The sequence below is a fragment of the Nostoc sp. C052 genome (assembly GCF_013393905.1).
GTDB lineage: Bacteria > Cyanobacteriota > Cyanobacteriia > Cyanobacteriales > Nostocaceae > Nostoc.
The window spans coordinates 6665594-6691538 of record NZ_CP040272.1 but is presented as its reverse complement, the minus strand read 5'-3'; the positions used below and the strand labels follow the sequence as shown (position 1 = coordinate 6691538).

Here is a 25945-nt window from a genome sequence, read left to right as displayed (position 1 = left end):
GGCAAAGTTATGGTTCCAATTTCTGGATAATTTTTAAACTTCATAACTCAAGTTCACGATTCGCTTCTTTAAGGGCTAATCTAACTTTTTTGTGTCGAAAATACCCTGGTTTGGAAACTAGCGCTGATACAGCAGATTCAGTAGGATATTTACCCTGCTTATGTAATTCAAAAGCAACTAGTCGCACTTCCTGGCAGCATTCCTCTATTATTTTTTGATGGTAATCTTTCTGATAGCTGGCATACCTGGCAGAGATAGCACGACATAAATGTGGAAAATGTTTGTAAATAGTTCTTCTATCAACTTTTAACTCCTTAGCAACCTGCTCCATAGATAAAGCAGAAGACTGTTCATTTGTAAGTAGCGCTTCTAGATAGGATTTGACTCTCTCAGCATCAAATGCCTTACTCTTTGCTCTGAATGTGGTTTTAACTTCAGTTGTTACCAATTTCCTGGAAAGAGATAAATTATTAGTTTCTTCAGTCAAAAAGCTTAGAATTGTTACTCCAAAACAGTAACAAACATTTGTCAGTGCTTCAAGAGAAGGTAAATTTTTACCTTTACACCAGAGCCAAACTGTATTTCTGGGAATATTAATCTGACGAGCAAATTCAGCTATATTTCCTTTTGCAATTTGCTCAACCCACTTAGATAGAGTGAGAGCGATTGTAGTAGAAGATAGAGCTTCATGCAAATATGGAGTAGCAGCAATTAATTCTCCAACAGCCTTAGCAACCCATATTCCCTGTTCTAGCTCATTTTTTTTCAAAGTGTTCTTATTGGCTGATTCTATCCCAGGAATTAGTCCTAACCACTCTCCACATTTTGAACAATATCCTGATCGAGATCGCCAAGCTAGTGTAGTGTTTTTTTGATGACAATGAGGACACTCAAAAATTAATTTATGATGGTGATAGGGGCATATTTTTACTACATCTAACGACCAAAGTAAAGGCTCATAAATTAATTGTTCTTTCTCGTACCATTCTTGATAACAACTCGGACACCAAGCCCGAACAGAGCGTAATAAATTTCTAGAAGGGAATAGTTTGTCCCAAGTTAGTAAAGTGAGAAAGCATAAGTCGTCACGGAGCGTTAATTTCTCTAGAGCTTGAACTAAGTCAGTTGCCATGACACCGCTACCGTTGAGTGCAGTGGTGTAATTATATATCCTGTGTAAGTTGGCACCTCCATACTCTTTTTTAACCAGCGTTGCAAGTTCTTTCTCCATTAAAACCCCTGGATTAACGTAATGAGCTTCTGCTAGTCGAGATATATAACCAGTTAAGCTTTCCACTAATGGAGTACCAATACCAATAGGATCTAACTGATACAACCGACTGCGAGATGGAATAGCAACCTTTCTTAAATCCCAAGATTCGTATGTTTCTAATACACTAACTAACATCTTGCTGCACTCCGATGGGATCTCTTTTAGGTTTGCGTTTGCCAACCTTTCCTGGCGGACGAGTAGTTTTTGGAGTTTCTTCAGGTAGCACAATTGGTTTTGCACCAAGTCCTAATGCAGAGCGTAAGTTTTGTATATCTGTTTCCGTTTCAGATAATTGTCGTTCGCCCTCTTGAATTTCCTTGAACATTCTCTGACACTGAGCAACCGACCAAGCACGTTTTTGTAAGTCTTTGAGAGTAACTGTTGTTGCTTGTCGATCCAGAGCATCTTTAAGAGCGCGTGTTAGCCAATTTTTCAGTATGCCAACACATCCTAAAGTACGTTCGTAAAAATATTCCCAATGACTAACTAAATCTGGAGCTTCTGCAAGTGGCATCTGCTGCTGGAAAGTTAACAATACACTTTTGAAAGCTTGTACATCCTCTGGATTGTCAGCACAATAACGACGGAAATGAATATCGACGCTACGGCGTGAGAGTTGACCGCTTAAATTACGGAATGTCAATAATTCGTATGTTCCTAATAGACAATGCAAGATACCTGTCATATTTGCCACAGATTTGAGACAGTCTAATTGATCTTGTAGCTTGTATCCGCTTGCCATCTTGCCAAAATGTTGTGCTTCATCTACAAAAAATACGTCTGGATGACGATGGATGAGGGCATTTTCTAAAGCTCTGCGTAGAGCAGGTGCAACCACTTTCGACTCAACATTAATTTTTCCAAAATTATCGCGAGAGATACCACGCACGCCGTAATCAAACTTGTGATCGATTAAGGGTTCCTCTAAGGCAATTAAGGCGCGTGTGTAGTAATCTTTCCAGTTGAAGTTTCTCGATTCTGGGGCTACAGCTTCAACACCAACAACAGGAACACGACTGCGATCGCTTTCCAGTTTAGGTAATGCTATTTCTGTTAATTTCTGCTCAACGCGGAGTCGCAAAGTTGTTTTACCGATACCGCTAGGGCCATAAATAAAGATAAATGATGCCCCTGCGGGTTCAGCAATTGTTCGCATGAGAATTTCATAGACTTCTTTAAGTCGAGGATGCGCTACGGTGTAATTTTCAAAGTAAGCAAGCCTTTCTGTAACAGGCCGTGTGAGGAGTTCAAGAGGAAATCCAGTAGATTTTGTCATAGTTAAAACTCCTCATACACTACAAGTGTTTCTGGGACGATCGCTTCGTCTTCATCCGCTTGAGAATCGGTATTAGCAAAAGTAACTTGAATAAGTTTTGGTTGTTCGTTACGGCTTGTTGTCGCTTTTCCACCCTCAATTACTCTAAAGACTTCCTTAACTTCTGCATCATAGGAACGCTGTTCTAATAGAGCTTCTTGAGCTTCTACCGATGCTAAAAATTCTGCTAAATTCTTAGCCGAAACTTTAGATTGTTGTGCATGATTTGAAGAGCGTTTGCGTAATTCGATACTAGCTAACTTCAATTCTTTTTCTGAACGACCTTGGAGTTCTGCATAATATTGAGAGATACACTGTACCCACTGTCCTCGAACAAAGGCGTAAGCGATACCAATATTAAACGGGTCGTATCTTATCTGCACAGAGGTATTTTCAATTTGGGGGTCGCGGAAACTATTAGACCAGTAATAGATTGAGTTAATTTTTACACCACGTCCAACTTGAACTTTTGCTTTTCCCTCTGAGGTTGTAGGTAGGGTAAGAATCTGGAAGTTTTCATCGTAAGAAATCATGCGGTGAACCCGACTGCCTCCAATCGCCATACCCGCAGCAAACGCATCCCTCGGACTCTGGAAAAGTGCCGGATGTTCGTCTGTATCGTAAACTTCGTAAGCCCAAGCACAAAGATATTCATAAAGTAAACCAAGTGTCCATACAGCTAGATTTTTAGGGTTAACTGACTTGGTGACTTGGCGGACGTTACGAGTTATTTGTGTATTACCGAGTAAGTTATGGACAAATTGAGTATTGGAAGTTCCAAATAGGCGTTCGCAAACCGAACCAAAACGAGCTTTGGCTGGGGGTCTTTGCTTTTTTGTACATTCAAAAGTAGCTAGTAATGTTTCAAAATAAACGCTGTGAAACTCTGCACCGTTATCTACCACTACAATTTGGGGAAGCTTGCCGTGACGCTTGACACAAATTCTTAGCACCATTAAGCAAGAACGATATGAGGGTGAGTCAAACGTTAGGTAAACTGCCAGCAATCGCCGTGAATAAGCATCTACGAGAAATGTTGCCCAAGGTCTGCCAAGATTGCGACCTGTATCAGAGCAAACTAGCTCTACATCTAACTCAGTATGATCTATATGCCCAATTTCAAAAGGGCGATCGCCGTGTCTTGGGGTAGTTATAGCAAGCTCCCAATAGAAGGATTCATGCTGATAAGCGGCACGACGACCTTGGCGTTTTTTAGTCTGTTCGTAACCAGTCCGGCGTTGTACTTCTTTGGTAAATGCTTTATAGCTGGGAGCAATTACACCAGATTGTTCGCAAGCTCGAACTAAAGCCGCGTGAACCTCCCACATTCTTTTTTGTTTAAGAGTTTCATAGTCTTCTAAAATAAACTTCTCCATAACTGCTAAGGTGTCTTCGGGCAGCTTGCGCTGACGATTACCTTTGACACTGCGATGGGACAAAAGCCCAATGTAGCCGCAACCGTATTTTTGAATTGCAGTTAGATATTTAGCTTTCCAGTCACGAATAGTACGGGCTGGTATTGTTTCGTTTTCTGGGGGATGTCCGCTTAAGTAAGGTTCAATAGTTTTGTAGCGTTCAAGAGCTTCTGCTTGGTCTTCAGGACTAGCTTGATAAAATCGCTGCCAAGATTCTGTGCTAATAGCTGTTTTTTCTGGTGTTTGGAGACTTGTGATTTTTCCTTGGCGAACCAGATTCTCAAATATAGCTTTTTTGAGTTCAATTAACTGATTATTTTCTGCGCCAAGTATAACCTCTGTTTCTCCAACATGGATAATATTTAAACCTTTGCCGTCCCAACTAACAGTTGCTCCAGTAATAATATTGACTACAGGAGAGATAGCCGGAAGAGTTACACTTGGTTGCTCAACCATTAATCTATAAGCACTAGCAGTTTGTTCGTCACGGAAGATTAGACATCTTTTTGGTTCAGCTAGTGGTGTAGCATTTAAATCAATATAGATTTGCTCTTGAATAATTAAGGTGTAGATATCGTCAGATTTAGCTCCTGTTGACCGATTGAGTAATTCTGCTAAAGTGATTCCTGGTTGAGATGACACAACTGCAAGTAATGATTTAGCGATCGCTTCTTCCACTACTAGAGATTCTGAGCGATAATAATCTTCTAAAAATTGCAGATTACGTTGCAGAACCCAATTGATTTCCCGATCTGAGCGAATGCGGTAATAAAGCCCAAATTGGTTAGCATAGTCTTCTCCTGGCGGACAATGCCATTGATTATCTTCTTGAGAGTAAAAGTAACGATTGGGGTTTTTCTCTGCTAGTTTTTTCAAATCCTGCTCAGTTTTACATTCTTCCCAACCAGCCGAATTGGTTCGGATGACAAATAAATCTGGGGTGTGTAAAATGCCTAATCTACGTCCGTTACTTGCTTGATAGTCAAGTTTAATTTGCGGTGGTTGATCGTAGAATTCTAGAACATCTTCATCGTGTTCTAACTGATAGACAATTGGCAGTTCAACCCGATGAGACTCAAATTGAATCGTGACTCCCATCTTGCGACTAGGGTAGCGTCCCGAAACATTCTTGCTACCGCCACCAACGCGACGGGATGGCTCAGATGAGCGAACTTTCTCAATAATTTTTTGCCCTGCCTCGGATATTTGAAGGCGAGCAACCCATTGTTCAAATTGCTCTTTCATATACTCCTTAGTAAGCGCTTTGCGCCTTATTTTATGAATCTATCAAAATAAGACCATAAAGTTAGGAACTTGCTTGCCTGATGCTATACTACTTAACTTTATAACACTTATATTGTGCAAAAGTCCACTTATAGTAGATAGATTTAATGGTGATACTGGTTCAGTATTGTTTTGTGACGCAAAAACACCCCAGTATTGAGTACCGCTTTGGCAAAGCCATTAGGCGGCGAAGGCGAGAGTTAGATTTATCCCAAGAAGAACTGGCTGAAAAGTCAGGACTTCATCGCAACTACATCTCAGGAATCGAAACCGGAGAGCGTAACCCTTCGTTAAAAAATATTGTTAAGTTAGCGGCAGCTTTGGAGATATCTGTCTCCGATCTCTTTGTTAATTACGGTATCGAGGTTAAGAGTGAATCGGAAACTAATCCCTAAAATTTAGCTGTTAAAACTAAAGTACCAGCGTTTAGGTTAATCCAAGAGGGATGACTATTTACTCAGAACATTGGAGCCTAAAACCTCTAGAAATCCCGCAACGGAGTCGGTTATTTTCTCTTGAACCTGTGGCAGTGGGAACTCCCTATGCAGAAAGTATTAGTAGCTATCTCCATCGTTTAGCGCAGGCGCATTGTTTAACCTCTCAGAAGCTCGTTATGGGAGAAATTGCGCCACTTATTCTCAAAGATGAGGATAAATCTGAGCTATTGTCAAAAAATCTGAGTCACCTATTGGGAAATAGCGACGCTAAACCGGCTATTAACGGAATGCGAGAAATGACAGAAAAGTTAGTCACTGTCTTAGAAGAGTTAACAATGCGTCAGGATTTACGCTTTTTGACCCTTTTAAGCTTGAAAGGAATGATTTATGACAAGGGGTTATTTCGGAACTATCGCGCTTGGTGTCCTTGTTGTTGGGAAGAGTGGATGCAGGAGAACAAAACTATCTATGAACCATTATCATGGTCATTTAAGGATGTAGAACTTTGTTTGATTCACAAACAGCGATTAATAGAAGAATGTCCTCATTGTGGTGCCCGTTTACCTGTGATGGCTAGGTTTTCACCTGCGGGATTTTGTTCTCGTTGTTACGGGTGGTTAGGACAGGAAATTAAAGATGAAGAAGAAATAGAGAAATATCGAGTTAATATTCAAGGAATTAGCGAATTAATTGCACTTACTCCCCAATTAGGTTATAAACCCATCCCAATCGAGTTAACCCGAAAATTACAATTGATTTTGTTAGTGTTTGAACAAGCAATTGGAAAGGATGTGAAGTTATTGGGATATTTAGGAGGAATCATGGAATCGTTGAGGATAGCCTCAAGAACAAATCAAAGTCAACCTTATCATTTGGTAAAGTTGATTATTCCTGTGTGTGAGAAGGCGAAGATTAGTGTATTCCAGTTGTTTGGGTCAGATTTTAAGGAATTGGGCAAGATATTGTTCGGGAATTTTAGTCTGGAATTAAAGTTATAGAAGCACCAGAAAATGTGTGAATTAACCAAGTATCTAGGTAGGGCGGCCGCATCATGTCAATAAGCAAAGTATATTCTCAATAGAGTTAAAAAATAATGTCATTAACGCTCGCTTATTGCTAAAATTTTAGGCATCACTTTGGGGCTTTAAAAATAATCAAGCGCGAAATCCTGATTTTTTCATTGGTTTTTAACCTTTGTTGTGATCAAGAGTAATTTAGATGCGTTTGCCCTAAGTATCTAGGTGAATTTTTCTGTTTGTTGAAAATGGGCGTATGCGTAGCCCGTCGTAGACATCGCACTCCAAAATTACTTCTACTATTGATATCGTGTCAGCACCACATCTCTGGATTCGGCGTTAGATGTATAATTACTCAAGATTTTTGTGTATTTATTTACTGGTTAAAACTAGATGATTACCGTTACACCAGAGGAAATTAGTCAGTTTCGCAGCGAATTGGCAGATAATCCCCAGGCTTTAGTAGCTTTTGATACTATCGAAGAGTGTGAAGGTTATTTAGACGATGCCGTTCCACTGCTGGTTATGCGGGAAACTGCACAGGAAGCAGATAGAGGATTAAATGATTGGTTGGAAAAATCCCGCCAATTTGTCTGTCAGGAAGAAGTTAGAGAAGCCTTGGAATCTGGATTGCTTGCTCCAGCTATAGAAGCGATCGCTATTGGTATTTCCATTCCTCCTGGTATAGCAACTGCACTCAGTATTTGCGTGTTTAAACTGGGTGCGAAAAAGTTTTGTAAAGTCCCCGAATCTGGTGCTTAAAGTCCAGAAGCTGTAAATCCAGCCCAGTAGTAGGGATTTGCAAAAGGTAGGGGTTGACGTTGCTTGATTAGTTTCAAAGATTCTTGAAATATGATGCGTTGTCCTACTCTTAGTTGAGCAAGGACTTTTTCAATCTGGGTTTTGTGTTCCTCCAGAAATATGTCTAATCCCTCAATAGTCAGATTTCGCAGCCAGTTTTGAGCTTGCTTAAGGGCTATAGCAATATCTCCTGCTTCCAATCGATCAAGTTTGAATAAGTTTTCGTAGAATTTAATCATCAAAAAGCTGGTGGAAAGATCATCTACTTTCCATAGAGAACTAACGACACTGGGACTACCTGCTAATAGAAAACCGCTAGGTAATCCAATATATTCGTCACTGGCATTGTCAAAATCAATTAATCCAGTTTCGCAGGCGGAAAGTGTGACGAGACGACATTGTTCTAAATTAAGAGCGAAGATTTTATCTAAGGTAAGGCATTTTTCTAAATCGTGGGTTTCTCCTACTCGCAAATTCAGGTAACGTTCGGAGTCGAGTTTTGTTGGTGTGTCTGCGATGGGTGCATTCGCCAAAATTAGGGCTGATTTACTGGCGTTTGTCAAGTTAAAATACCCATGACAGCTAAAGTGGGCGCAATGGTAAGTATTTAAGTCAGTATTATTAATAGCTCTGAGTGTCGCTGCTGTTTTTTTCAGAACGTTGGAAGTATTAAAGTAGCTTTGAATAACTTGTACTTCTAAATCGGTGTAATTCAGGTCTTCTGTGGGATTTTGAATCGCAAATAGAGATTGAAAATCAGGACGTTTACGCTGTTGTACCTGTTGCAGTAGTTGACAACTGGGTGCATAGCTGACACCACCAGGAAATAAATCTAGAAGACAAAGCGAATTTTCAGAATTTTGATTTACTGGGAGTGCATGAAGGGGGAATAAGTGCAGGAATCGATGGGGAATTAGGATGAGATTATCGCAGTGCTTTGGTATCTGGTTTAATATTTCATCAATGTGCAGAATCGAGGCTAATTGTTCAAGTTCTTCCCCTAAGTTATTCAGCCATTGGTCTTTTTGCACGTAGTAATTCTGCAAATATTGATTTAACCAATCAAACAAAGCTTCCCAGTCTTCTGGTTTGGATTGCCAAACGCTTAATTCTTCTCTTTTTGTGACAATAAACGCCAGAATTTTATCTTTGATAAGATACCACTCGATAATGGCTGTACGGTCATCCAAAGTAGGTTGGAATGAGTCAAATTTGAAGCCATAACCAACAGGTAAATAGCGATTTTGTAATTCATTACGCTGCTGTCGCAACTTTTGGAGATGTTGTGCTAGGAATTGGGGATTTTCAGCTTTGCCATTTTGGATTTGATATTGTCCTACGGCTATTTCATCTCTGTATTTTTCTAATTGAGTGAATACTTCTGGAGGAAAGATGGTTTTAGAGTCGCGTTCGAGGATTTGTTCAACTAAATTGCGGGTTTTACTACGTTCAACATATTCAATTGCTTCGGTAATATTAGCTAATTCCAGGCAAACTTCCACCATGCGCCTATAAACTTTGTTAAAGGATTCCGCTTGCTTGCGTTTGCTTTCCTCCCCAGATACTATTTCTTCTCGTAAAGATTCTACTGTGTCAATGGCAGACTTAAAAGTATTGTATGCTAAGTCAAACTTGTTTGCGTCTTGGTAATTTCTTCCCAGTCCAAACAAAATTTCTGCATGGTTTCGAGGCAAAGCTTCTCTGGTGTAGACACTTAAAGCCGCAGTATAAGCAGCGATCGCCTTTTCGCTATTCTCTGCCCTGTCCCCGTTGATTCTCTCAAAGTAGGCAATTGCGAGATTATTTTGCGTCATTGCCCAATCAATAGGCAAAGCTTCTCTGGTGTAGACACTTAAAGCCGCAGTATAAGCAGCGATCGCCTGATCGATGTTATCTGCCCTGTCTCCTTTTATTCTATTCCTGTAGGCATTTGCGAGATTATTTTGCGTCATTGCCCAATCAATAGGCAAAGCTTCTCTGGTGTAGACAGTTAAAGCAGCATTACAAGCAGCGATCGCCTGATCGATGTTCTCTGCCCCGTCTCCTTTGATTCTATCGCTGTAGGCATTTGCGAGATTATTTTGCGCCATTGCCCAATCTAGAGGCAAAGCTTCCCTGGTGTAGACAGTTAAAGCCGCAGTATAAGCGACGATGGCATTTTCGATGTTCTCTGCCCTGTCTCCTTGTATTCTCTCCCTGTAGACAAGTCCGAGATGGATTTGCGTCATTGCCCATTGTTGAGGCAAAGCTTCTCTGGTGTAGACAGTTAAAGCCGCAGTATGAGTAGCGATCGCCTGCTCGATGTTATCTGCTCTGTCTCCTTTTATTCTAGAATAGTAGGCGGCACCCAGATTATTTTGCGTCATTGCCCAATCTAGAGGCAAAGCTTCTCTAGTTTGGACACTTAAAGCGGCAGTAAAAGCCGCGATCGCCTGATCGATGTTATCTGCCTTGTCTCCTTTTATTCTCTCCCTGTAAGCAAGTCCGAGATTATTTTGCATTCCTGCCCAATCAACAGGCAAAGCCTCTTTGGTGTAGACAGTTAAAGCGGCAGTAAAAGCCGCGATCGCCTGATCGATGTTATCTGCCTTGTCTCCTTTAATTCTATTCCTGTAGGCAAGTCCGAGATTATTTTGCATTCCTGCCCAATCAACAGGCAAAGCCTCTTTGGTGTAGACAGTTAAAGCAGCAGTACAAGCCGCGATGGCATTTTCGATGTTATCTGCCCTGTCTCCTTTAATTCTCTCCCTGTAGGCATGTGCGAGATTATGTTGCGTCATTGCCCATTGTTGAGGCAAAGCTTCTCTGGTGTAGACAGTTAAAGCAGCAGTATGAGTAGCGATGGCATTTTCGATATTTTCTGCCCTGTCTCCTTTTATTCTCTCGCTGTAGGCAGCAGCGAGATTATTTTGCGTCATTGCCCAATCAGCAGGTAAAGCTTCTCTAGTTCTGACAGTTAACACGACTTCATAGCCAGTAATGGCAATTTCCATATTGCTGGCTTTGCTACCCAAGGGGAATTGCTGAATTAGATTACTAAAATCATTAATAACTGCTGCTAAATATTCCGCTTCATCTGCTTTCACTTCCCCAAGTCTATTTATCCCCCAACGGTGCAATATTTCTGCTAACACCTCGTCGAGTTTGTCTGTATTCTTTGCCAGCAAGGGGTAAACTACCTGGGGATTAACTTCGCTGTCTGCGGTTGCTTGTAGTACCTCCATCAAGAATTGGTAATATGTCTGTATCTCCTCCTCACTGAGAGATTGCAAATCTACTTTAGTATCTAGATTTAATACTTCCCTTAGTTGCATTGCCAAACCTTGCAACCAATTGGCTGTATTCTCATCCCCGCGTTGAGAACACATCTGTGATACTTCTTCTACCGTCTGCACAAAGCCAGCATCAAGTAATTCTTGGTTTGCTGCTAAAATTTCTGGTTCTTCACCACTGGGGGCATCTAACAGGCTTTGAATGAGGTTGAGATAAGCTTGCTGACGCTGTTCGTTCATGGGTAAGAGCGTGAGAAGTAATTTTATGATTAGATAAATTCAACGCCAACGCCCTAAATTCCAGAAAAACGTACAATTTCATCACAAATGATGTGTTTCTGAGAATGAAAGAACCTCGTGGATGAGTGTTTTTTACTTGTGAACAGACAATATACTGATTTTGCGATCGCCCACTGCCAGTTTCAGGTAAAAAGAGGATGGATGCGATCACGTCTATAGATTTGGCGATCGCATTTATTGATTTGGCGACTGCAATTGTAATTTTAGCGATCGCATTTGTTATTTTGGCGATTAAGGATGTGTCAGAGCAAGTTTCCGTCTGCGTGAGAATGTCAGGTAATAGTAAAATGCGATCGCTACTCACTTTACAGTATTCAAGTCTTGTTGCTCTAACACCACATTGAAAATTAGTGTAAAACTTACGCTGGGGATTAGTCGGCATAAAACTTGTAGATGAGCTTCTGCATCACTGCGGCGGCGAAAGCGAGCTACAATCTGGTTTTGCATATTAGGTTTAAGTCGGACTATACACCAAGGACTGAGCTTTTCAAGGTAAGTCATCGAATTCTCCTGGTAAAATCTGTAATTTCCAAGACAAAAGCCAGCCTACTGTGACGGTGGCTGGCAAGAAATATCAAATTGATATTGAAATTAGATTCAATTCCTACTCACTCTTGTCTGGAAAACAAAGCTTCTGCAACACTTCTTCGGGGATATCCTCAAAATGTTCGAGCAAAAAGTTCATCAGTGCAAGGTGGCGTAAATCGGTAGGCATAGGACGGCGGTAGTTTTTACCTCTAGCAAACCAGCGTCGAACGGTGGAAAGGGAACGATCGCAAATCTGAGCCATTTGTTCGTAGTTTACCTGCCACTTGGTGTAAAACTGCTTGGGAGTCATACCCAGCTGACAGTAACTGTAGAGTTGCATCAAATCTTGTTCTCGCTGCTTAAATGGATGAGGATTCATAAGTCTGTTTCCTCGCTGATTGGTTCTAAATCCTCTTCCCAAGCAATATCGGCAGATGTCCAAGCAGCACTGGGGCTATCTTTGCTCAACCAAATCAGGTAGCACCAACTCCAGCAGCAGCGATCGCAAGCAAAGCTATAAAATCTACCAATGACAATACCCCAGTCAGTATCACTTTCAGTTGAGAGCCAACGCAAGCAATCGCCATATAAAAATCTGGGTGTCTTTGCTACATCTGGAAAGTTGACAGGAAGCTCAATAGATGAGTCTGGACATTTGAGGTTAATCAAGCTTGGGGCTATATCTTGGTTAGTGTGCCGGATGAGATTGAGATAAGCAGCAATCAACTTACCATTGAGGCTGTAAGTTAATTGAGAAATCAGAATCGCAGCTAGACTTTCTATTTCTTGCTGCTGAAGTTGTATCCAGGCACTATCAAAGTCAGCATCAGAGTAGTTGTTGAGTTTTGCCAGTAATTCTGTGATGCCGAAATCATCTAAAGCTTGTTGATAAGCTCTGTGTTGATCTGTTTTGTAGCTAACAGGCTTTAACATGGAAAATGTCTCCTGTGATATGGGGGCCAAAAGCCAGCATCCGCCCTGAGAAAGTTGATGGCTGGCTTTTGACTTATCAGTAATTATACGCTAAAATAAAGTGTTTTTATGTTAAACAGTGTGTTTTAGTGTGTTTAAACTAAAAACACACTAAATCGCTTATGATGATGAAATGGGAAAAGTAACTGTAACTCTTTATATGGAAGAAGAAGACAAAGAAGCCCTGCAATTTTTGGCTGATGCAGAGGAGCGTTCTTTGTCTCAAATGGCGGTGTTAATTGTGAAACGAGCGATTAAACAAGCTCAGAATGACGGGAAAATTCCACCAAAATCGTAATTTGTTAACGAAGTGATCGCATTTTGATGGGTTTTGAAGATGCGAGTAACTGCTGTATGAATTCTGGCAGTTTGTTAGGGCAATGCTTACCTAGTTATAAGTTTGCCTTGATTTGTAGCTGCGGCGATCGCTCCTGGATTAGCTGTAAATACCTGAATTCCTGGCACTGTCACATAATCGCCATCATCAGTAATAATTTTGTTTACTGACTCCTGTTTCATAGATTCCAGAATGAACAGGTCATAGCCATCCAAACACTGAGTACTGAACTGAGTTAAAGCATTATTTACAGTGTTTTCATCGAGTTCGACACTAATTTGAAGAGCATAGATGTTCTTGACTCGATTCCATGCAGCTTTTACTCTAGAAACAACCTTAGTTCGTTCTGAAGGGTAGTTGTGGCGGTATTCTTTATTGTTAATACTGCTGGAACGATAAGATGATAGCCTTTTTTCTTCTCTTTCAATAATATGAGCTAGTTCGGCCAGCGATAAGCCAGAACAGCAGAGAGTGGCACCTGCTGTAAAAGTGTCTGTGATGTAGTTTGAATAGTTGCTCTGATACGCAGTCAGAGACAAACTTGCTGGAGGATATGTTAGCCAGTACCAGACATTTGTATCAACTAAAAAAATATCCCCTTTTTGGGGGGAATCAGTGGCGATGTCAATGACATCTGCTTTTATGGTGTAGTTAACTGTCATGACTAACAGGCAGATTGTTCAAGAACCATTTCATCTACGGCTTTATGATACTGCTCATCTGAGTAATAACGCTTTGCATCCTCAATCACATCATCATAAGTCTGTTGACCAAGAGGACTGAGGTTAGACAAAACTAGAAGCCGATCCAGGTCTTCAGCTTTGATATCACGCAATAACTGACCAATAGCAAAATTGAAAAACACAGTCAAAAATCTTCTTACGCCAGCAAAGTCTAGCTCTACTGGCTTTCCTGCTTGAAGTTGAGGATGAATTAAATCATAGATTTTTTGCCCAGCCTGCTGGCTCATGCAGTTTTCGCCAATCAGTTCATAGATTTTGTATTTCATGGCTCTAAAACCCCTATTAGAACCTTTGTACTAGAATAATACTTCATTTTCTGTAAAGTTATGGTGATTTACATCGCATTTAATGGTGATATTTATTAAAGTTCCCTCAAAGAAAGTTGGTGCGCTCTGGTAAATTTCCTGATTTTCGTCAATCAAACCATAAGCATCATGGCTGTAGACCTCTATTTTACCCTGTTTACTCTTTACAAATTTTTTTAGTAAATCCAGTCCAGTACCTCCGCATATTCTACTGGATCGGGTTGTCTTACCTGGTTGAAATGCCCACTCTAAAGCATCTTTCGCTAACATACTGTTATTTTGAAGGAATTGGCGCACGTTAGCTGGAATCCCAATACCAAAGTCAATCACAGTCAGCTTTAGTGTATTCAGGTTTGGATAACGCTGTCCACAGCTGAATACACCAATATCCGATAGCCCATGCTCAAAAGCATTGCTATAGATTTCCATAACAGTACAAATAATTTTGTCTTTGATAGTCTGATTCACTTCTATCCAATCACGTCCAAGCCATTTTGATTCAAGGTAACTCATTATAATGTCGATATTATAGTCAGGGTCTTCCCTGTAGGGTATAGAATTACCTTGCCAACCTTGCTGATTTTCTCCAAAGGCATAGAGAAAACCGTTTTGTGCAAGGTTGCTTCTAATACCGTCTTGAAGGGTTTCCCAAGCAAAGATAGCTTGACACCCACGGGCTTGAATAAGGCGAGCTAAACCACCCAAAAACGCCACAGCATTTTGGCGAAGAAAGCAACAGCCCGAAAAATCGAAGAGAATTTTTGGTGTATCGGTTCCTCTGATTTGCTGCCAAAGTCCAAACATCCGAATGAAGTCTTCTTTGTCATCGTTGAAGGTTGGGACTTTGAGCGTGATTATCTTTGGAGTTTCAGCAATGAAGGACACTGGATGATACTCAATCTCGTATTTTTACTTAAGAGTACAAATATACTCCAAATTTTTCTAAAACTCACTATTAAGCTGTTAAAACTTGCTTTGCTCCTACTTCCATCAGTTTCTCGCTACTGTCTCGCCCTTGTTTCAATTTGGCTTCTAGGGTATCGCAGAGAGACATCAGGCGATCGCACTTCTCTACAATCCGTTTTTGTTCTGCAAGTGGTGGAAGGGGAACAGGTAGATTACGAATTTGCTCTCTTGTAATATTCTTCATTGAATTACTAGTTCCTGTGCCTTGCCCAGCGTAATATTTTCTTGCTATTAAACTGTTGTTGTAGAGATTAAAGAATCTTTTATCTACTAAATTTGGGAAAGATACTCTAAGTGTTTTATCGTTAATCAATAATCGAGGTGGTGTATCCTCAACAATTACACTTTTACCAACTAGCAAGTTAGTATTTGCCCTAGACATTAAGAAATCACCAGCTTTGATTTCATATTCCTTTTTAGGCTCTACTCCAATAGGCAGAGCTTTATTTTCATTAGGATTATATTTGTCCCATGAAACGGCACTTATTTTAATAACTCCCCATTCCTCATCAATCTTGGGACGCATATCACATAGAGGACTTGCTCCTGCTTCAATATCTAGAATAACCTCACCGAATCTTGTCCATATCCAATTATCTGGAATATTAAAATCAATATCATTTTTGGCGATTGGAGATAATAAGGCTCTCTTAATTTTGCCTTCTTTTATTAGTGTTTCTTTATATATAGCGATTTCTTGTAAAAGAACTAAACCCCATCCATCACTGATATTTTGACGCACAAGTTTACCCTGCACGGCTAATTGCAAAATCGCCTGACGCAGTTTAGGAATTGTTTCAGGAATGCTGTAAAGTAAGTCAAAATTATTGCAAATGCGTTGCCAGTGTTGGCGGAATTCATCGGGATTTTTGGAGGAGAGGAGTTGAGCGATCACACTCTCATTCATCCTCACAATGCTCTTCTGCCTTTGTTGCTGCCGTTTTTCGATTTCCTCACATAAAACAGTGAGTTGTTTAACCTTAGCAACAATAAGACTTTGCTCAATAAGGGGTGGTAATCCCACAATAAATGAATTTAATAATTCTTTCCTAACGCCTGTTTGACCAGCTGTCCTTTCAGACTCATAAACTACTACTTTCTGTATTCTTGGTTCTTGCAGAAGATAGAATAGATAATCTCTAGTTACTGATGATTCTATTGGTTCAGCCTTCATTAAAGCAACATTGTATGTTCCTGTTAAACCTCTTAGAATTTGAAAAACTGGTGGGCCATATCTACCTATCATCACATCTTCTTGATTACAAGGACGATTAACAAACTCATTAGGAACATAAGTCTTAAAATTATCAGTCTTATAATCTCTAATTTGAATTAATCTTGTATATCCTTCTCTCTCTTCAAAAACAAATTTGTTTTTTGGTGGTTGGCTACCTCCTATAAAAGTAACTACATTTCCCAGTCTTACCCATTCCCAACCTGAAGGTAATAGATATGGGCTATCACTTTGTGTAATGATAGGCAGTTTAATCTCTTTCAACTTTCCTTCATTAATTAACTTTTTTCTTTCAACGTCGATTCTTTGAAGCAATATTGATGCAGGTTCATGATTGGGATTTTGAGGTACAAGCTTACCTTGAGGGGCAAGTTGCAAAATTATTTCTCGTAACTTTTCACCTGTATTTGGCGCATCAGTCAACAATTCAAAATTTTCAAAAAAACTTTCAAGCTTCATCTCTTTTCAACGCTTCCATCAACTCAAATTTCAACTTACTCCGCACATCACCCAACTCTGCCATGAGTTTCTGATGCTCTGCTAACATCTCATCTAAATCAGCGTGTTCTACATCAACTTTATGAGGATTTTTAATATCTAGGTTGTAACTATTCGCCTTTAAATCTGCAATTGAAACTTGCCAAGCAAATTCATTTTCCTCGCGGTTATCCCACCATTCTTGCTCCGGTGCAAACTCCTCAAAGCGAATCGGCTTAGTTTTCGAGTATGATTTATAACCTGCTGGGTAAGGGTGTTCATAATACCAAATCGTTTCTGTTGGTTCCCCTTTGCTGAAAAATAGCAGATTAGTTTTAATACCTGTGTAGGGACTAAATATGCCATTGGGTAAGCGAACAATTGTATGGAGATTGCAATCTTGCAGCAGTTTTTCTTTAATCCGCGTCTTCACACCTTCCCCAAACAGCGTACCATCTGGCAGAACTATTGCACCTCTACCGCCTTCTTTGAGTAAATGAGCAATCAGCACCAGAAATAAATCTGCCGTTTCTCGCGTGCGGAAAGTAGCGGGAAAATTGTCCTCAATTCCATCTTCTTCCATCCCACCAAAAGGCGGATTAGTGATAATAACATCCACCCGTTCGTGAGGACTATAATCGCGCAATGGTCGTGCCAAAGTATTATCATGTTCTGCTGACGGTACATCAATACCATGTAAAATCAGATTCGTTACACAAAGGTTAAAAGGTAACGGCTTTTTCTCAGTTCCGCGAATCGTCCGTTGCAGAATTTCTGGTACATCAGCACTTTGAAAATGTTGGCGAATGTAATCAATTGCTGCCGTTAAAAAGCCACCTGTACCGCAAGCTGGGTCAAATACAATTTCCCCTAATTGCGGCTTGATTCTATCTACAATAAACTTTGTTACCGCACGGGGAGTATAATATTCTCCGGCATTTCCCGCACTCTGCAAATCCTTGAGAATTTTCTCGTAAATTTCGCTAAACTGTTTTTTCTGGTCTTTTTTATTAAAATCAACTTCGTTGAGCTTATTAATTACTTGGCGGATGAGAGTGCCATTTTTCATATAGTTGTAGGCATCTTCAAACACCTTACCAATCATCTGCCCACGCGCATCAATTGCCGTAGTTCTCAGTTCTTTGAGGGTTTTAAATAAAGCATTATCTACAAAATCTAGTAAACCATCTCCAGTGATACCTTCGGAATCTGCTGCCCAATTCCGCCAACGCAAACCTTCAGGAATCGGAGATTTATAATTATCTTCTAACAGTTCATATTCTTCTTCACGGGCATCAAAAACCTTGAGGAAAATCATCCAAACTAACTGGTTAATGCGTTGCGCGTCACCATCAACGCCCGCATCCTTCCGCATGATATCTTGAATAGTCTTAATTGTAGTGCTGATTGACATAATATGAGACTGCGATCGCCGATTGGCAGAATTAACCTAGAATAGAAATCATATCGTATTCATACACTTGATAGTCATTCCAACCAAGAATGTTTATAACTATTTTTTGTGCAAAATTTTCGTTAGAGTGTAGGCTTAATGAAAATTCATTTCCAAAATAAGCTTCCAAATTTTGAAAGCATTGCTGGACTGGTAGTCTAAAGTTACCTTCCTCATAGTGTATTGATTGATTTCGTGCTTGCCAAATTATATTTTTTAAAACTTCATTACCTATACCTCTACCATCAGGGCAATTTCCTAAACCTCTATGTACAATTGAAATTCCTTGTTTAGCTATTTGAAGTAACGCACCGCAAAGAGATGATACAGCAAATAATTTAACATCTATTAAATTTTTCAAGCATTCCATCTGAGCAATTAAGTGTTTCTCTTGCTCACTTAATCTCTCTGAGTACTTCATCAATTGAACGTATTCATACTGAACTTGCATTGGGCTGATATCATCTGACATATCTCCCGCATAAAATCTTTCATAAGAAAGCTTTAATTCCTCATAAATTTGGCGTTTTCTTTCCTCTGCTTTTTCAAGGTCTCTTTCATCGTGCATGATTAAATCAATAATATTACTTGCTGCATATTTTGTATCAATCAAATACGGATTCATAAAAATTTACTATTGCTAATAATACAAATTTTAAATTTACAAAAAATATATTAATATATCTCATTTATTTAGCCTAATCATTGAAATATTATTGCTACTATTTCAAATAATCTTTAGGATTATTAAGATACTCGATATAATTCTTCTTTGAGAACAGACAAAGCTTGTAAATAAGCTTGCTTACCACCGAAAATACTAATTATCTCTAACGGAGTGCCTAAATCGCTGATTGGTTGAACCTTTAACACATCAAGACTTTCTATATCTTCAATTCCCTCATCAGCATACTTATCCAACAAAGCATTTAAAACCGTTCTGGCTTGTTCGCCATAGTTGTTAAAATAGTCACGCTTGCGGACATTGTTTGCTCTTTCTCTGCGAGTTAGTGGCGGTTGGTCAAAGACAACATGACAAATTAAATCTAAGGGGTCAAAATCCTTACCAATCTCTTTTTCTAAAGCTTCCAAAGGTACACCCAACTCTTGTAACTCTTGGATAATAGCCTGCTTCTGCTCCGTAGAGTGCCATTTCTTCAAGAAAGCATCTAATGAGGCATACTCCTGACTAACTGTTTTGCGAGTATAGTCTTTAATCGATTCCGTAATCAGCTTACCCTCCTTGCCGTAGTATTGCTCTCGAATAAAAGCAATAGACACCTCTTCGTCTGCAATTACATACCTATCCCGCGTTTGCTTGCGGCTAATTTCGCCATCATCTATAACTACCTCATCGTCTCCAGCATCAGGCGGAACAATGGGATCAGCTGGCTTAGGCTGATAAATTTGTACAGGATCGCCATCAAAATCAGGGTCAGCAAATAACTCTGTCGCTTTTTTAAAGTCCATAATTGTGAAGAACATTTTGCCATAGTCTTCATCAATGCGAGTCCCGCGACCAATAATTTGCTTAAATTTGGTCATTGACAGGATGCGCTGGTCTAAAACAATCAATTTGCAGGTTTTAGCATCAACACCCGTCGTCAGCAACTCAGAGGTAGTAACAATCGTGGGGTATTTACTTTCTGGATCGATGAAATTATCCAATTCTGCCTTACCCTGAGCATCATCCCCAGTAATTCGCATAATATAGCGGCTATTACCCGCCACCAAATCAGCATTCTCATTTACCAACGCCACCCGCATCCGTTCTGCGTGGTCAGTCGTCTCACAAAAAATGATAGTTTTGGCAAAGCGATCGCTTGATTTAAGATAATCAGAAATAATCCGTGCAACTAACTCAGTGCGCTTCTCTAGCACCAGAGTTCTATCAAAATCTCGTTGATTATATACTTGGTCGGGAATTGGTTTACCATACTTATCCCGTTGACCTGGCTTTGGTTTCCATCCGCTCAAGTCTTTATCTAAATCAATCCGAATCACTTTGTAGGGAGCTAAAAAACCATCTTCAATCCCTCGCTTGAGTGAATAGGTAAAAAGTGACTCGCCAAAATAAAGGCTGTTAGAAACTTCTTCTGTTTCCCTTGGGGTAGCTGTCAAGCCAATCTGCGTAGCATTTCTAAAATATTCTAAAATTTCTCGCCATGCGGAATCCTCATTAGCACTTCCTCTATGGCACTCATCTATGATAATTAAGTCAAAAAAATCTGGAGAAAATTGGCGATAAATATTTTTCGCCTCTTCATTTCCCGTTACTGCCTGATAGAGACATAGATAAATTTCATAAGATTTATCTATCTGTCGCTTCTGAATTTTGGTCATTTTTGAGCCAAAGGGTTTAAAGTCATTGACTCTAGTTTGGTCAACCAAAATATTCCGATCTGCCAAAAACAGGATACGCTTTTTCGCCCCCGATTTCCACAACCGCCAGATAATCTGAAAAGCTGTAAAAGTCTTACCTGTACCCGTCGCCATTACTAACAGAATGCGGTTTTGTCCTTTTACGATCGCTTCAATTGTGCGATTAATGGCAATCTGTTGATAATAGCGTGGCTGTTTTTTATCAGGACTGGGGTAGTAATCTTGAGCAACAATCGGCTGAATCTCCGAGTCAATTCCCTTCCAATCACAGTATTTTTGCCAAAGTTCCTGCGGTGTCGGGAACTGCTCAAGGGGGATTTCTCGCTCTCGCTGTCCTTCGGTAATTGTGCGATCGCACATCATAAAAGCGTCGCCATTAGAGCTAAAGATGAATGGTACATCAATTAGTTCACCAGTTGCGATCGCTTGTTGCATCCCCGCACTGACACTGTGATTATTATCTTTAGCTTCAATTACAGCCAGTGGTACACCGGGTTTGTGATACAGCACATAATCAGCGCGTTTCTGCTCACCTCGACTAGCAAGCTTACCCCTAACAATCACCCTACCTTTTGTCAGCGTCACTTCCTCACGAATCTGAGTGTTGATATCCCATGCCCGATTAGTTAGAGCAGGTGTAATGTACTTTGTACAAATATCACGTTCACTCAAAGATTTCTTGTCAATTGCTTCTGACATAAAAGGGTCGGCTTTCGGTTAAGAGAGGGTTGGTATAATTCTACACTTCAATCTTGCCTGTCGTTAAGTGTGAAAATACTAGCATTGTGCTATGTGGCAACCACAAAACCTATATATTCAAAGTCAAATTAGCTACTAAATCTTTTAAGATTGTCCCTTAATTGTTGATGAATGCGTTAGCGTAGCTTGCCGCAGGCATCGCACCAAAAAGGAATCACAGTCTGCCAATTGCAAAGGTTTTTCAGGCGATCGCCTAACTAATAACATTAGCCGCTTCATCTTGCAAGATTGAGCAACGCCTAACGGCGTAAAGCCACGACTCACGAGATAGCCAATCTTCACGGGCTTCAGCATCCCCTTGAGCAACGCCTAACGGCATAAAGCCACGACTCACTATCGTCCAAAGGATAATGTCTCTATCCGTCTTTGGGAATTGAGCAACGCCTAACGGCATAAAGCCACGACTCACGATCGCCAGCTAAAGAAATGTTTGCAACAAGGAATTGAGCAACGCCTAACGGCATAAAGCCACGACTCACCATAAAGTCAAAATTCGGTTTGTTCTCCCGAATCGTTTGAGCAACGCCTAACGGCATAAAGCCACGACTCAGAGCAAAGGCTAAAACCCTTGGGTGATGAAGGCTCACTTACAATTTTACAAGTACCCCTTAGCCGGAGATCCCAAAAAGACAAAACTTATCAATTTCTTGTATTTCTTCAACCTCTATAACTCAATCCTCCTAACTCTTTCAAGGATTTGCAAGCACCTTTTTCTATCTAAATTTCTATATCCCTTAACCCTGTAATTTTTTGCGTCATTTTTTACCCTCAATTCTCCTCGCCAGCAGGGTACTTGTCAAATCGGAGATTGAACCATTGTCCAGGCTAAATCAGGAGGTGATAATCTATCTATTTCCTCAATCCGATACCTCAAAAATCGGGTATTTCTTGACCCCACATGGTCAACCCAATAGGGTAAGGTTAACCTGCCTCTATTATCTATAATTGCCCACTGTCTCACTCCCTCTAGATAATCTTCCGAGACAAGTTTGATCGTTTTAATCAACTGGTCGCTTTCTCCCAAAAATAAACAACCGAACCGTCTTACTAGCTCAGGATGGTCAAACGCTAACTGTATCCTCTCCCTTAAACTTGGTTGTATCTTTTCCTCGTCAGAACGAACCCAAATCAAACACTTCAGATTAGACAAAATTTCTTGATAACAGGGAATAACATTCTCTGGATGGCTAAAATCAGCATTCTTAAACCGTCTCATTTGACGTAAAATTTGCGACTTTTTGGGGCTAGATAACATTGCGATCGCCAATTCTACCCCACAGTGGCGATAGATATTCGTTTCCCCTACCAAAGATAACAACATCCCATACACTGTCGCTGGAGGAGGAACAGGATAAGTTTTTCCCATTTCCCTTGCATGGGAATCCCGAAAAGTCGCAAATGGAACATCCAAATAGAGAATTAATGGTGCAATCATTTTGATTCTTCTAAGCCCAAATCTCTTTTAATGACTGTTTTCAAAACTTCAATCATTTCATTTCGATTACGATAAATATGTGCCTTCTTCAAAGGGGAACTTTCAAAATTATCCAATTGCTGTAACTCCTTAACAATTGTTCCCCCAATCCACAATTTACTAGGGTCAATCTGTCCGCATTCCACTTCATCTATAAACTCTTGTGAAAGTTTTGCTTCCTTACTCTTAGGATCGCAATATTCAAAGCAATAGGAAATATATGAAGCAAAATGATTTGTCCATTGAAATACCAAACTATCGGGACAGAAAGGATAATTAAAAATATTACTACTCCCTCCTACCTTGGGTAAATTCATAATCCCGTCTATCAGAGGTAAAATCCGCGAAAAATCTTTGAGATGAGTGACATCAATTCCAAAATAATATTGATATCTAGTTGCATGATATTCTGTAAAATGGAGAGACGTGCTATCCTTTTCTCTGCCACTTTTTGCCCCTAACTTGACTGCACCATCATAAGGCGTTAGCGAAACAGCCATATTCATCCCTAAAGCACCCATTCTTTGATTAAGAGTGCTGACTTTTGTTTGCTTCTTTTTTCTCTTTGTTGTTGAAGTCTCCTCCTCTGTTTCAGCAGATTCTAATAAAGCAAACCCAAAAATATCATCATCATAAAATTGTTCTGGATCGAAATCTTCACTTGTTAAGCGATTAATATGTTCGTCCTCATCCCAGACTCGATTAACTAAATAACCTTGCTTTTGAAGATAAAAACGTAACGCCCAACGAATTGCACTTGAACCTACAAAAGAATGAATCTTACCATTATTCCAATAGCCTTTTTGCAGAATAGTCTTATTTCCTCGTCTAATGTCATGATTTAAAGACGCTAAACCATAACGAGTGAGGACTGTTCCGTAAAGATAATAATTGGGGATATTATTCTCATTCTTCTTCTGACTCATAATTCACTTCTTCTACTTTTTGATTGTTTGGGAATAAACTATCATCCATATTTGTGGGTTTATCTTTGGGTTTATAACTGGCGATCGCTAACAATGACCAAATTCTTATTTCTTGCCAAGGTGATTTTTTAATTAGTAGTGCAATCTCTTCCTGATGCTCATTAAAATACTTATTTAATCCCCCTCTTACTAAAAAGTCAGACAAATATTCCTTGAACGACAATTCATCATAACAATAGTTTAGCTCTGCCCTTAATCGTTCAACTTTCTTCTTAATTGGAGGATCTTTCCCTTCCTCTGTTTTGGCATAAATTTTAGCAAAGTTGCCCTTCATAGCTTGCTGAAATACCTTAATAAAAATAAGATACTGCTTGTCTTCTTCACTATTCTCTGCCATGATGATGAGTCCTTCTCGATTAGAAAATAACTGGTTAAATAAATATTCTTTTGAATCCTCTATCACCAATTTTTCCCATAAATTAGACCACCAATGGATTCCTTTCACTAAATTATCAGCAATCAGGGAGCGAATCGGATTGACCTTAATAAAAATTTGCTTATATTTAATTATCTGATAATTAGTTTTAAAGTATTTTTGCACCTGTTGATAAGTGATTAAAATATTCTTATCAATTTTAATTTCTTCTATACTCATCAATGTCGGTTGACGAGAAGCTTTATTTGTTTTTTCATATAACCAAACTTGACAAGCTTGATAGTAGCCCACTTCCGGCTGAATATCGTCTAAGCTGTAATAAAGTAATCCCGCTTCACCAAGGGTACTAACATGAAGCTGTTTAGTTTCAAATTGCTGTAATCGCCATCTCCTTTGAGAAGCATCTTCAAAATCCTTGATTTCTGGAATCACCACTAGATAGCGATGGGGTTTCCTTTCCTTCAAGTCTTCTGATGGAATATGAAGTAAGCAATAATGACAAACTACTGGTACAAATAATAATGCTAAAGCGTATTCAGGTTTCTCTTCTAGTTTTGTAGTATTCTGCGTCCGAGCATGGCGAACAATTCCCCCTAAATACAACCAACTGGTTATTTCAATATAATCATGTCTGAGTTGTTGGGTATCTGCCTCGCATAACTTCTCTGCAAAGGTTTGATGTGCGTACCAAGTTAGAGATTTATATTGATACTCGACTTGTTTTTCTTCAAACGTTAGTTCAGTGTTAATTATCTCTCCTGCTTGATAAAACTTATTAAGTCGCAGGAAAACAGCGCATATTCCCTCATGAATATGGATTTTCTGCCTTAAATCTATTCGATCATTGTCTAATCCTACTAAATGAATTAAACCTGTATCATCTAATTGAAAAGACTCATTAATTAACCAAGATAAGGCGATAAAATCACTTCCTTCCCAGAATAATTCAATAGTATCAGCAGTCAAAAACCATGATATATGTCCTCCCCGTTGACGAGGTAAGGGATATTGCTTTTCCAATCGCTTTAAAGTCATGTAAAGTCCGGTCATTCCGACGCGGTGCATTATTGTCGTATCCGCAGCATGGAGAGATAGGGAAATTTTGGGTTGGGTAGAGACTATCATCAGGTTTCCTCTTCTCCCTTGCTGCGAGTCGCTGGGACAAATATTCCACACATCATCTTTCGTTTCCCGCCAATTCCCTGTTCTTGCAAGGTTAAGGAATCTTCAGGATTGAGTTCACTGATTTTTACGCCAAATCCTCTAACTTTAAACTGTTTTCCTTCTTTATTGATGGTTAATTGTCTTCGTTGAGGTGTTCCATCTTGTCGGGTAAGAAGTTCAATTTTTCCTTGTATTCCTAAATTATCCAGTTGCCGTTGAACAGCTTCAATAAAGTTAGTAGAGTCTTGGAACCCTTTAATTATCACTAATCTCGAATAGACACTTTCTGAAGAAACTAACGGTTTGTAGTCAGGAATATCTAGTTGATAAAAATTTTGACCTATATGAAAGGCTTGACCCGCTAAATAAGGATAAATTAAAGGAATTTGTTGATGATAAATCCGAACTTTTAGACGAGATTGAGCAGTGAGTTCAAGCAAATTGTTTCTGGTCGGTATTCCAGTAATCGGATGAATCCCAATAGACTTTAGTTCGTGAAGGCTAGGACAGATACTGGACAAAGCACTATAGATAACATAACCATTATCAAGAGGAATCGGTGCGCCTCTTAGCTTAAACGTTAAGTCTACATATTCCTCACTTTGAATTAATATGGCTGCCATAGATGGAAATTTTGAGATGTCAGAGTTTGTTTAATACATCAACATTCTCTTGT

The 25945-nt window shown here is 39.6% G+C and carries 24 protein-coding genes and 1 CRISPR repeat array; of the genes, 4 read left to right on the top strand and 20 right to left on the bottom strand.

Features of this window, described 5'->3' with window-relative positions; translation table 11 throughout:
• Positions 1–40 precede the first annotated feature (40 nt).
• From FD723_RS27530 to FD723_RS27520, 3 genes are read right to left on the bottom strand one after another with little or no spacing between them, the layout of a single operon-like run.
• Entirely contained in the window at positions 41–1408 is a 1368-nt protein-coding gene (locus tag FD723_RS27530; protein WP_179068204.1) for a TniQ family protein, read from the bottom strand.
• Positions 1398–2549, bottom strand: coding sequence for an ATP-binding protein (locus FD723_RS27525; protein ID WP_179068203.1), 1152 nt, complete (start codon positions 2547–2549; stop codon positions 1398–1400). Before FD723_RS27525 ends, FD723_RS27530 begins: the two co-directional genes overlap by 11 nt.
• A gap of 2 nt (positions 2550–2551) precedes the next feature.
• Positions 2552–5248 (bottom strand): TnsA endonuclease N-terminal domain-containing protein, encoded by a 2697-nt coding sequence (locus tag FD723_RS27520; protein ID WP_179068202.1) that lies wholly within the window; start codon positions 5246–5248, stop codon positions 2552–2554.
• Between the two features lie 173 nt (positions 5249–5421).
• On the opposite strand from FD723_RS27520, the gene FD723_RS27515 reads away from it, so the two are divergent.
• The 3 genes from FD723_RS27515 to FD723_RS27505 all read left to right on the top strand — a co-directional run bounded on the left by FD723_RS27515 (position 5422) and on the right by FD723_RS27505 (position 7502).
• Positions 5422–5682: a helix-turn-helix domain-containing protein gene (locus FD723_RS27515; RefSeq protein WP_235115745.1), complete on the top strand. Its 261-nt coding sequence runs from the start codon at positions 5422–5424 to the stop codon at positions 5680–5682.
• Positions 5683–5732: 50 nt separating this feature from the next.
• Complete coding sequence (locus FD723_RS27510; RefSeq protein WP_179068200.1) at positions 5733–6722, top strand: TniQ family protein; 990 nt, start codon at positions 5733–5735, stop codon at positions 6720–6722.
• Between the two features lie 411 nt (positions 6723–7133).
• Positions 7134–7502: a hypothetical protein gene (locus FD723_RS27505; protein WP_179068199.1), complete on the top strand. Its 369-nt coding sequence runs from the start codon at positions 7134–7136 to the stop codon at positions 7500–7502.
• Here the strand turns inward: FD723_RS27505 and FD723_RS27500 are convergent.
• The 5 genes from FD723_RS27500 to FD723_RS27480 all read right to left on the bottom strand — a co-directional run bounded on the left by FD723_RS27500 (position 7499) and on the right by FD723_RS27480 (position 12574).
• Positions 7499–11053, bottom strand: a complete 3555-nt coding sequence (locus FD723_RS27500) for a CHAT domain-containing protein (protein WP_179068198.1) — start codon at positions 11051–11053, stop codon at positions 7499–7501. The two genes, FD723_RS27505 and FD723_RS27500, sit on opposite strands and share 4 nt — an antisense overlap.
• The gene (locus tag FD723_RS27495; RefSeq protein WP_179068197.1) at positions 10986–11417 is read right to left on the bottom strand and encodes a hypothetical protein; all 432 of its coding nucleotides are present in this window, start codon (positions 11415–11417) and stop codon (positions 10986–10988) included. Before FD723_RS27495 ends, FD723_RS27500 begins: the two co-directional genes overlap by 68 nt.
• Positions 11414–11614 (bottom strand): hypothetical protein, encoded by a 201-nt coding sequence (locus FD723_RS27490; protein WP_179068196.1) that lies wholly within the window; start codon positions 11612–11614, stop codon positions 11414–11416. Before FD723_RS27490 ends, FD723_RS27495 begins: the two co-directional genes overlap by 4 nt.
• Before the next feature lie 103 nt (positions 11615–11717).
• Positions 11718–12020 (bottom strand): helix-turn-helix domain-containing protein, encoded by a 303-nt coding sequence (locus FD723_RS27485; RefSeq protein ID WP_179068195.1) that lies wholly within the window; start codon positions 12018–12020, stop codon positions 11718–11720.
• The gene (locus FD723_RS27480; protein ID WP_179068194.1) at positions 12017–12574 is read right to left on the bottom strand and encodes a hypothetical protein; all 558 of its coding nucleotides are present in this window, start codon (positions 12572–12574) and stop codon (positions 12017–12019) included. The genes FD723_RS27485 and FD723_RS27480 overlap by 4 nt, the downstream gene beginning before the upstream one ends.
• A gap of 172 nt (positions 12575–12746) precedes the next feature.
• Between FD723_RS27480 and FD723_RS27475 the strand changes: the two genes are divergently transcribed.
• Positions 12747–12911 carry a hypothetical protein gene (locus FD723_RS27475; protein ID WP_072022197.1) on the top strand — a complete coding sequence of 55 codons (165 nt, stop codon included), beginning with the start codon at positions 12747–12749 and terminating at the stop codon, positions 12909–12911.
• 86 nt (positions 12912–12997) lie between these two features.
• Here FD723_RS27475 and FD723_RS27470 read toward each other — a convergent pair whose 3' ends face one another.
• From FD723_RS27470 to cas6, 12 genes are all read right to left on the bottom strand, one after another.
• Positions 12998–13612: a PIN domain-containing protein gene (locus tag FD723_RS27470; RefSeq protein WP_179068193.1), complete on the bottom strand. Its 615-nt coding sequence runs from the start codon at positions 13610–13612 to the stop codon at positions 12998–13000.
• A gap of 2 nt (positions 13613–13614) precedes the next feature.
• Positions 13615–13959 (bottom strand): STAS-like domain-containing protein, encoded by a 345-nt coding sequence (locus FD723_RS27465; RefSeq protein ID WP_179068192.1) that lies wholly within the window; start codon positions 13957–13959, stop codon positions 13615–13617.
• A 30-nt stretch (positions 13960–13989) separates the two neighbouring features.
• A complete protein-coding gene (locus FD723_RS27460) occupies positions 13990–14883 on the bottom strand; it encodes a hypothetical protein (RefSeq protein WP_218651762.1) in 894 nt (297 codons plus the stop codon).
• Between the two features lie 70 nt (positions 14884–14953).
• The gene (locus tag FD723_RS27455) at positions 14954–16657 is read right to left on the bottom strand and encodes a restriction endonuclease subunit S (protein WP_179068191.1); all 1704 of its coding nucleotides are present in this window, start codon (positions 16655–16657) and stop codon (positions 14954–14956) included.
• Positions 16647–18089, bottom strand: coding sequence for a class I SAM-dependent DNA methyltransferase (locus tag FD723_RS27450; RefSeq protein WP_179068190.1), 1443 nt, complete (start codon positions 18087–18089; stop codon positions 16647–16649). Before FD723_RS27450 ends, FD723_RS27455 begins: the two co-directional genes overlap by 11 nt.
• A 31-nt stretch (positions 18090–18120) precedes the next feature.
• Positions 18121–18753, bottom strand: coding sequence for a hypothetical protein (locus tag FD723_RS27445; protein ID WP_179068189.1), 633 nt, complete (start codon positions 18751–18753; stop codon positions 18121–18123).
• Positions 18754–18875: 122 nt separating this feature from the next.
• The gene (hsdR, locus tag FD723_RS27440) at positions 18876–21209 is read right to left on the bottom strand and encodes an EcoAI/FtnUII family type I restriction enzme subunit R (protein WP_179068188.1); all 2334 of its coding nucleotides are present in this window, start codon (positions 21207–21209) and stop codon (positions 18876–18878) included.
• A 144-nt stretch (positions 21210–21353) separates the two neighbouring features.
• Positions 21354–21488 (bottom strand): hypothetical protein, encoded by a 135-nt coding sequence (locus FD723_RS43110; protein WP_256874943.1) that lies wholly within the window; start codon positions 21486–21488, stop codon positions 21354–21356.
• Positions 21489–21497: 9 nt separating this feature from the next.
• Positions 21498–21820: a CRISPR direct-repeat array (repeat unit 36 nt; unit sequence TTGAGCAACGCCTAACGGCATAAAGCCACGACTCAC).
• Positions 21821–22065: 245 nt separating this feature from the next.
• Positions 22066–22704 carry a type I-MYXAN CRISPR-associated protein Cas5/Cmx5/DevS gene (cas5, locus tag FD723_RS27435; protein WP_179068187.1) on the bottom strand — a complete coding sequence of 213 codons (639 nt, stop codon included), beginning with the start codon at positions 22702–22704 and terminating at the stop codon, positions 22066–22068.
• Positions 22701–23669, bottom strand: a complete 969-nt coding sequence (locus FD723_RS27430) for a CRISPR-associated protein (RefSeq protein WP_179068186.1) — start codon at positions 23667–23669, stop codon at positions 22701–22703. Before FD723_RS27430 ends, cas5 begins: the two co-directional genes overlap by 4 nt.
• Entirely contained in the window at positions 23650–25230 is a 1581-nt protein-coding gene (gene cas8a1, locus FD723_RS27425; protein ID WP_256874942.1) for a type I-MYXAN CRISPR-associated Cas8a1/Cmx1, read from the bottom strand. Before cas8a1 ends, FD723_RS27430 begins: the two co-directional genes overlap by 20 nt.
• A complete protein-coding gene (gene cas6, locus FD723_RS27420) occupies positions 25230–25892 on the bottom strand; it encodes a type I-MYXAN CRISPR-associated protein Cas6/Cmx6 (protein ID WP_179068185.1) in 663 nt (220 codons plus the stop codon). The genes cas8a1 and cas6 overlap by 1 nt, the downstream gene beginning before the upstream one ends.
• Positions 25893–25945: the final 53 nt, after the last annotated feature.

Bases quoted from the DNA above. Each gene is read 5' to 3' on its own strand.
- FD723_RS27430 (WP_179068186.1), bottom strand. From the start codon at position 23,669: ATGAGTCAGAAGAAGAATGAGAATAATATCCCCAATTATTATCTTTAC.
- cas6 (WP_179068185.1), bottom strand. From the start codon at position 25,892: ATGGCAGCCATATTAATTCAAAGTGAGGAATATGTAGACTTAACGTTT.
- FD723_RS27525 (WP_179068203.1), bottom strand. From the start codon at position 2,549: ATGACAAAATCTACTGGATTTCCTCTTGAACTCCTCACACGGCCTGTT.
- FD723_RS27500 (WP_179068198.1), bottom strand. From the start codon at position 11,053: ATGAACGAACAGCGTCAGCAAGCTTATCTCAACCTCATTCAAAGCCTG.
- cas5 (WP_179068187.1), bottom strand. From the start codon at position 22,704: ATGATTGCACCATTAATTCTCTATTTGGATGTTCCATTTGCGACTTTT.
- FD723_RS27455 (WP_179068191.1), bottom strand. From the start codon at position 16,657: ATGAAGCTTGAAAGTTTTTTTGAAAATTTTGAATTGTTGACTGATGCG.
- FD723_RS27480 (WP_179068194.1), bottom strand. From the start codon at position 12,574: ATGTTAAAGCCTGTTAGCTACAAAACAGATCAACACAGAGCTTATCAA.
- FD723_RS27520 (WP_179068202.1), bottom strand. From the start codon at position 5,248: ATGAAAGAGCAATTTGAACAATGGGTTGCTCGCCTTCAAATATCCGAG.
- FD723_RS27490 (WP_179068196.1), bottom strand. From the start codon at position 11,614: ATGACTTACCTTGAAAAGCTCAGTCCTTGGTGTATAGTCCGACTTAAA.
- hsdR (WP_179068188.1), bottom strand. From the start codon at position 21,209: ATGTCAGAAGCAATTGACAAGAAATCTTTGAGTGAACGTGATATTTGT.
- FD723_RS27510 (WP_179068200.1), top strand. From the start codon at position 5,733: ATGACTATTTACTCAGAACATTGGAGCCTAAAACCTCTAGAAATCCCG.
- FD723_RS27485 (WP_179068195.1), bottom strand. From the start codon at position 12,020: ATGAATCCTCATCCATTTAAGCAGCGAGAACAAGATTTGATGCAACTC.
- FD723_RS27445 (WP_179068189.1), bottom strand. From the start codon at position 18,753: ATGAATCCGTATTTGATTGATACAAAATATGCAGCAAGTAATATTATT.
- FD723_RS27450 (WP_179068190.1), bottom strand. From the start codon at position 18,089: ATGTCAATCAGCACTACAATTAAGACTATTCAAGATATCATGCGGAAG.
- FD723_RS27530 (WP_179068204.1), bottom strand. From the start codon at position 1,408: ATGTTAGTTAGTGTATTAGAAACATACGAATCTTGGGATTTAAGAAAG.
- FD723_RS43110 (WP_256874943.1), bottom strand. From the start codon at position 21,488: ATGAAGCGGCTAATGTTATTAGTTAGGCGATCGCCTGAAAAACCTTTG.
- FD723_RS27505 (WP_179068199.1), top strand. From the start codon at position 7,134: ATGATTACCGTTACACCAGAGGAAATTAGTCAGTTTCGCAGCGAATTG.
- cas8a1 (WP_256874942.1), bottom strand. From the start codon at position 25,230: ATGATAGTCTCTACCCAACCCAAAATTTCCCTATCTCTCCATGCTGCG.
- FD723_RS27475 (WP_072022197.1), top strand. From the start codon at position 12,747: ATGGGAAAAGTAACTGTAACTCTTTATATGGAAGAAGAAGACAAAGAA.
- FD723_RS27465 (WP_179068192.1), bottom strand. From the start codon at position 13,959: ATGAAATACAAAATCTATGAACTGATTGGCGAAAACTGCATGAGCCAG.
- FD723_RS27470 (WP_179068193.1), bottom strand. From the start codon at position 13,612: ATGACAGTTAACTACACCATAAAAGCAGATGTCATTGACATCGCCACT.